This window comes from Delftia sp. ZNC0008 (genome assembly GCF_000799035.1).
In the GTDB taxonomy this organism is placed as follows: domain Bacteria; phylum Pseudomonadota; class Gammaproteobacteria; order Burkholderiales; family Burkholderiaceae_C; genus Comamonas; species Comamonas tsuruhatensis.
Window position 1 is genome coordinate 1 of record NZ_JTKZ01000523.1, and the last position, 4,878, is coordinate 4,878.

The 4,878-nt window shown below is 66.6% G+C and carries 4 protein-coding genes; 1 reads left to right on the forward strand and 3 read right to left on the reverse strand.

What is annotated here, in order from left to right:
- Positions 1 to 169 precede the first annotated feature (169 nt).
- From L995_RS17695 to L995_RS17705, 3 genes are all read right to left on the reverse strand, one after another.
- Positions 170 to 1,231, reverse strand: coding sequence for an aldo/keto reductase (locus L995_RS17695; protein ID WP_047472817.1), 1,062 nt, complete (start codon positions 1,229 to 1,231; stop codon positions 170 to 172).
- 104 nt (positions 1,232 to 1,335) lie between these two features.
- Entirely contained in the window at positions 1,336 to 2,430 is a 1,095-nt protein-coding gene (gene hppD / locus L995_RS17700) for a 4-hydroxyphenylpyruvate dioxygenase (RefSeq protein ID WP_047472818.1), read from the reverse strand.
- 21 nt (positions 2,431 to 2,451) lie between these two features.
- The gene (locus L995_RS17705) at positions 2,452 to 3,876 is read right to left on the reverse strand and encodes an amino acid permease (protein WP_016451412.1); all 1,425 of its coding nucleotides are present in this window, start codon (positions 3,874 to 3,876) and stop codon (positions 2,452 to 2,454) included.
- 320 nt (positions 3,877 to 4,196) lie between these two features.
- Here L995_RS17705 and L995_RS17710 point away from each other — a divergent pair, with 320 nt between their 5' ends.
- The gene (locus L995_RS17710; protein WP_016449233.1) at positions 4,197 to 4,844 is read left to right on the forward strand and encodes a TetR/AcrR family transcriptional regulator; all 648 of its coding nucleotides are present in this window, start codon (positions 4,197 to 4,199) and stop codon (positions 4,842 to 4,844) included.
- The last annotated feature ends 34 nt before the right edge of the window (positions 4,845 to 4,878 follow it).

Below are 4,878 nucleotides of genomic sequence, written 5' to 3' on the forward strand. Positions count from 1 at the left end.
TTCATGCGCAGCGCGAGGACCCGCTGGCCAGCGGCATGCGCGAGGCCGCCCAGGGCGACTGCATGAAGGGCGAGTTCAAGGGCGGCGGCATGGGCCTGCTGAGCCTGCCCATGCTGGCGGCCGCTGCGCTCAAGGGCGAGTGCAGCCGCTGAAGGCGCAGAGCCGAGGCCTATTGCGCAGGGTCGCGCACTTCCCAGCGGATGGCGTCGATGGCCGACAGCAGTTCGGGCGACAGTTGCGTGCCCCAGGCGTTCAGGTCCTCATCGAGCTGGGCCACCGAGGTCACGCCGATGATGGTGCTGGCCACCTGCCACTTGGTGTAGCAAAACGCCAGCGCCAGCTGCGTGGGCGTCATGCCGTGCTCGCGCGCCAGCGCGTTGTAGCGGCGCGCGGCGGCCAGGGCTTCGGGCCGGCCCCAGCGCTGCTTGCGCACCGATTCGTAGCGCGCAATGCGTGCAGCCTGCGGCGCAGCGGGATCGGTGGGCGCATGCACGTCGAACTTGCCCGTGAGCAGGCCGAAGGCCAGCGGCGAATAGGCCAGCAGCGACACGCCCAGGCGGTGGCAGCTTTCATCCATGCCGTTTTCCCAGCTGCGGTTGAGCAGGCAGTAGGCGTTCTGCACCGAGGCCACGCGCGGCAGGCCGTGCTGCTCGGCCAGGCGCACGAATTCGTGCACGCCCCAGGGCGTTTCGTTGGACAGGCCGATGTGGCGCACCTTGCCTTCACGGACCAGGCGGCCCAGCGCCTCGAGCTGCTCGTGGATGCCGGTCTGCGAGCTTTCCTTGGCCGGGTCGTAGTACAGCTGGCCGAAGGCCGGCACGTTGCGCTCGGGCCAGTGGATCTGGTAGAGGTCGATCACGTCCGTGCCCAGGCGGCGCAGGCTGCCTTCGCAGGAGGCGGCGATGTCGGCCGCCGTCAGCCCCAAGCCCTCGCGCACCCAGGGCATGCCCCGCGAAGGACCGGCCACCTTGGTGGCCAGCACGACCTTGGCGCGCGCGCCGGGGCGCTGGGCGAACCAGCGGCCGATGATGGTTTCGGTGGCGCCGCAGGTTTCGGCGCGTGCGGGCACGGCATACATCTCGGCCGTGTCGAAGAAGTCCACGCCGCGCTCCAGCGCGCGGTCCATGATGGCAAAGGCCTCGGCCTCGCCGACCTGCTCGCCGAACGTCATGGTGCCCAGGCAGATGGGGCTGACTTGCAATGCGCTTTGACCGAGCGCCACCGGTTGCATCGAGGGGGAATTCATGGGCACCGAGTGTAGGGCCGCCCGTGTTTACCCTGACGACAGCGCGCCCACCCGGCCAGGGCCGGGCGGGCGCGTTGCGTCCGTCGGGATCAGGCGCCCTGCGGTGCCTCGGTCTGCAGCACGCCGCGGTTGATCTGGTCGCGCTCCATGGACTCGAACAGGGCCTTGAAATTGCCTTCGCCGAAGCCCTCGCGGTAGTTGCCCTTGCGCTCGATGAACTCGAAGAACACGGGCCCCAGCATGGGCTGGGAGAAGATCTGCAGCAGCAGGCGCGGCTGGCCGCCCTCGGTCGTGCCGTCCAGCAGGATGCCGCGTGCCTGCAGCTCGCCCACGGGCTGGTCGTGGCCGGGCAGGCGGCCTTCCAGGTTCTGGTAGTAGATGTCGTTGGGCGCGGTCAGCAGCGGAATGCCGGCCATCTGCAGCTGGTCGATGGAGTCCAGCAGGTTGTCCGTCAGCAGCGCGATGTGCTGGATGCCCTCGCCGTTGAACTGCATGAGGAATTCCTCGATCTGGCCGCCGCCCTGGCGCGATTCCTCGTTCAGCGGAATGCGGATCAGGCCGTCGGGCGCCGTCATGGCCTTGGAGGCCAGGCCGGTGTACTCGCCCGAGATGTCGAAGTAGCGGATCTCGCGGAAATTGAACAGCTTGCTGTAGAAGTCCGCCCAGTAGGTCATGCGGCCGCGGTAGACGTTGTGCGTCAGGTGGTCCACCACCTGGAAGCCGTGGCCCTTGGGGTTGCGGTCCACGCCGGGCAGGAACTCGAAGTCGATGTCGTAGATGGACTTGCCTTCGTCGAAGCGGTCGATCAGGTACAGCGGCGCGCCGCCGATGCCCTTGATGGCCGGCAGGCGCAGCTCCATGGGACCCGTGGGGATCTCCACCGGCTGCGCGCCCAGCTCCAGCGCGCGCTTGTAGGCCTGGTGCGCATCCTTGACGCGGAAGGCCAGGCCGCAGGCCGAGGCGCCGTGCTCGGCAGCGAAATAGGCGGCCTGCCCCGGCTCATTGTTGATGATGAAGTTGATGCCTCCCTGGCGGTACAGCAGCACGTTCTTGGAACGGTGCCTGGCCACCAGCGTGAAGCCCAGCTTCTCGAACAGCGGCTCCAGCACGCCGGGCGTGGGCGATGCGAATTCCACGAATTCGAAGCCCATCAGGCCCATCGGGTTGTCGAACAGGTCTGCCATGGTTGGTTCTCCTTGAAGGTTTCAACGGGGGATGTGCGCGGGTTCCAGTACGGATTCCAGCACAGGCGTGGGACGTTGGCGGAACACGAGGCGATAGGCCCCGTAGACCACCAGGACCCAGATCGGAATGGCCAGCGCGGAGGACCGCACCGACGGTGTCAGCAGCATCACGCCCACCACAAGGGCCATGGCGGCCAGGCAGATGGCATTGGTCAGCGGCGCGGCCGGTGCGGGAAAGCCCAGCACGGTCCCGCGTGCCGCATGGGCCCGGCGAAAGCGCCAGTGCGCCACGATGATGATGGTCCAGGTGATCACCAGGGCCGCCACGATCAGCGACATCAGCAGCTCCAGCACGCCGGCCGGCGCCACATAGTTCAGCACGATGGCCAGCGCCGTGAAGATGGCCGGATAGACGATGGCCCGCACCGGCACGCCGCGGCGGTTGACCTGCATCAGCGAGCGCGGTGCATTGCCTTCGCTGGCCATGCCGTACAGCAGGCGGCTGTTGCTGTAGACCATGCTGTTGTAGACCGACAGCGTGGCCGTGAGGATCACGAAGTTCAGCAGGTGGGCGGCCACGTTCTCGCCCAGGCCCGAGAACACCAGCACGAAGGGGCTGCTGCTGTAGGTGTCGCCGCCGGCCTTGAGCTGGCCCAGCAGGTCGGTCCAGGGCATCAGCGACATCAGCACGGCCATGGAGCCGATGTAGAACACCAGCACGCGGTAGATCAGCTGGTTCACGGCCTTGGGGATGACGGTGCGCGGCTGGTCGGTCTCGGCCGCCGCGAAGCCCAGCATCTCCACGCCGCCGAAGGCGAACATGATGAAGGCGAAGGCCATCACCAGGCCTGAGAAGCCGTTGGGGAAGAAGCCGCCGTGCGTCCACAGGTTGCGCACGGTCTGCTCGGGCCGGTCGGCGCTGAACAGCAAATACAGGCCTGCGCCGATCATGGCCATCACGGCCACGATCTTGATCAGCGCGAACCAGAACTCGAACTCGCCATAGGCCTTGACGTTGATGAAGTTCACGCCGTTGATCAGCACGAAGAACACCGCCGCCGTCACCCAGGTGGGTATGCCGGGCCACCAGAACTGGATGAACTTGCCTGCGGCCGTCAGCTCCAGCATGCCCACGAGCACATACAGCGCCACACAGTTCCAGCCCGCCAGAAAGCCCGCGAAGCGGCCCAGGTAGCGGTTGGCGAAATAGCTGAACGAGCCCGCGTTGGGCTCCTCGACCAGCATCTCGCCCAGGAAACGCATGATGAAAAAGATGATAAGCCCGCCAATGGCGTAGCCGAGCAGCACGGACGGGCCGGCCAGCTCGATGATGCCGGCCGAGCCCAGGAACAGGCCCGTGCCGATGGTGCCGCCCAGCGCGATGAGCTGGATGTGGCGGTTCTTGAGCCTGCGCTCCAGATGGCCCTGCGAAGAAGAACTGTGCATCAAGGGGGTGCTCCGGCTCTCAGCAAGGCGCGCGGCGGCGCAGGGGTTGGAACACTTCGGTGGTCTTCACGGCAATGTCTCCTCGTGGGGTGCCTGTTGGAATGCGGGGCCTTGTGCGCCCCTTGTTGATGGGTATCAACTATAAAAAACAATAAATTATTATTTCTTGTAATTTATCCCTATGGACAAGCCCAAGAAGAAGGAGTAGCGAAGGCCATCGACGCATTGCCGCCCGCCATGCCGCACTGCGGCAACGGTTGAACGCCCGCAACAAACAAAAACAATCTACTATTATTTTTTTGCCCTCTGGAGCCCAGAACATGACGACGTCCGCCACGCAGCGGCGCGCACGCACGCCGCAGACCGAGCGTGTGGAGACAACGCAACGCAAGATCATCGACTCCGCCCTGGCGCTGCTGCGCGAGGGTGGCTTCAAGAGCGCCACGCTGCAGGCCATCGCGCGCGGCGCCGACGTGTCGCTGGGCGCGCTGCAGCACCACTTCGAGAGCCGCGATGCGCTGATGGAGCGGCTGGTCATCGAGGTCATGGAGCCGCTGAGCGACCAGGGCACGGTCTGGCCCGACAAGGCCCTGCCCCTGCGCGAGCGTGCCGAGGCCTTCGTCACCCTGGCCTGGGACAACATCTTCGGCGCGGCCAACTACCAGGCGGCCTGGAGCATGTTCTTCGGCTGCAAGGCCTCCCCCTCGCTGTTCGACCGCGTGGACGCGCGCCGGGTACATGTGGACAGCGTGTTCTACACCCGCTTCCTGGACGTCTTCCCCGAGATCGCGGCCCACCATCCCCGCCCGCAGGGCTTTGCGGCCATGGCCTTCGCCATCCTGCGCGGCACCGGCGTGCTGGAGCTGTTCGAGGTGGGCGAGCAGGAACGCCAGGGCAGCCTTGATGCGCTGGTCGAGGCCATCGTCCAGGCAGGCACCCCTCAGGCCGGCGGCGGCGCCGCCGCCTGAACCTCGGTCAGCCCCCAGACCCTGCGCAGCTGCG

Excerpts from the sequence above, each read along its gene's own strand:
- L995_RS17695 (WP_047472817.1), bottom strand. The coding sequence starts at position 1,231 with ATGCAACCGGTGGCGCTCGGTCAAAGCGCATTGCAAGTCAGCCCCATC.
- hppD (WP_047472818.1), bottom strand. The coding sequence starts at position 2,430 with ATGGCAGACCTGTTCGACAACCCGATGGGCCTGATGGGCTTCGAATTC.
- L995_RS17705 (WP_016451412.1), bottom strand. The coding sequence starts at position 3,876 with ATGCACAGTTCTTCTTCGCAGGGCCATCTGGAGCGCAGGCTCAAGAAC.
- L995_RS17710 (WP_016449233.1), top strand. The coding sequence starts at position 4,197 with ATGACGACGTCCGCCACGCAGCGGCGCGCACGCACGCCGCAGACCGAG.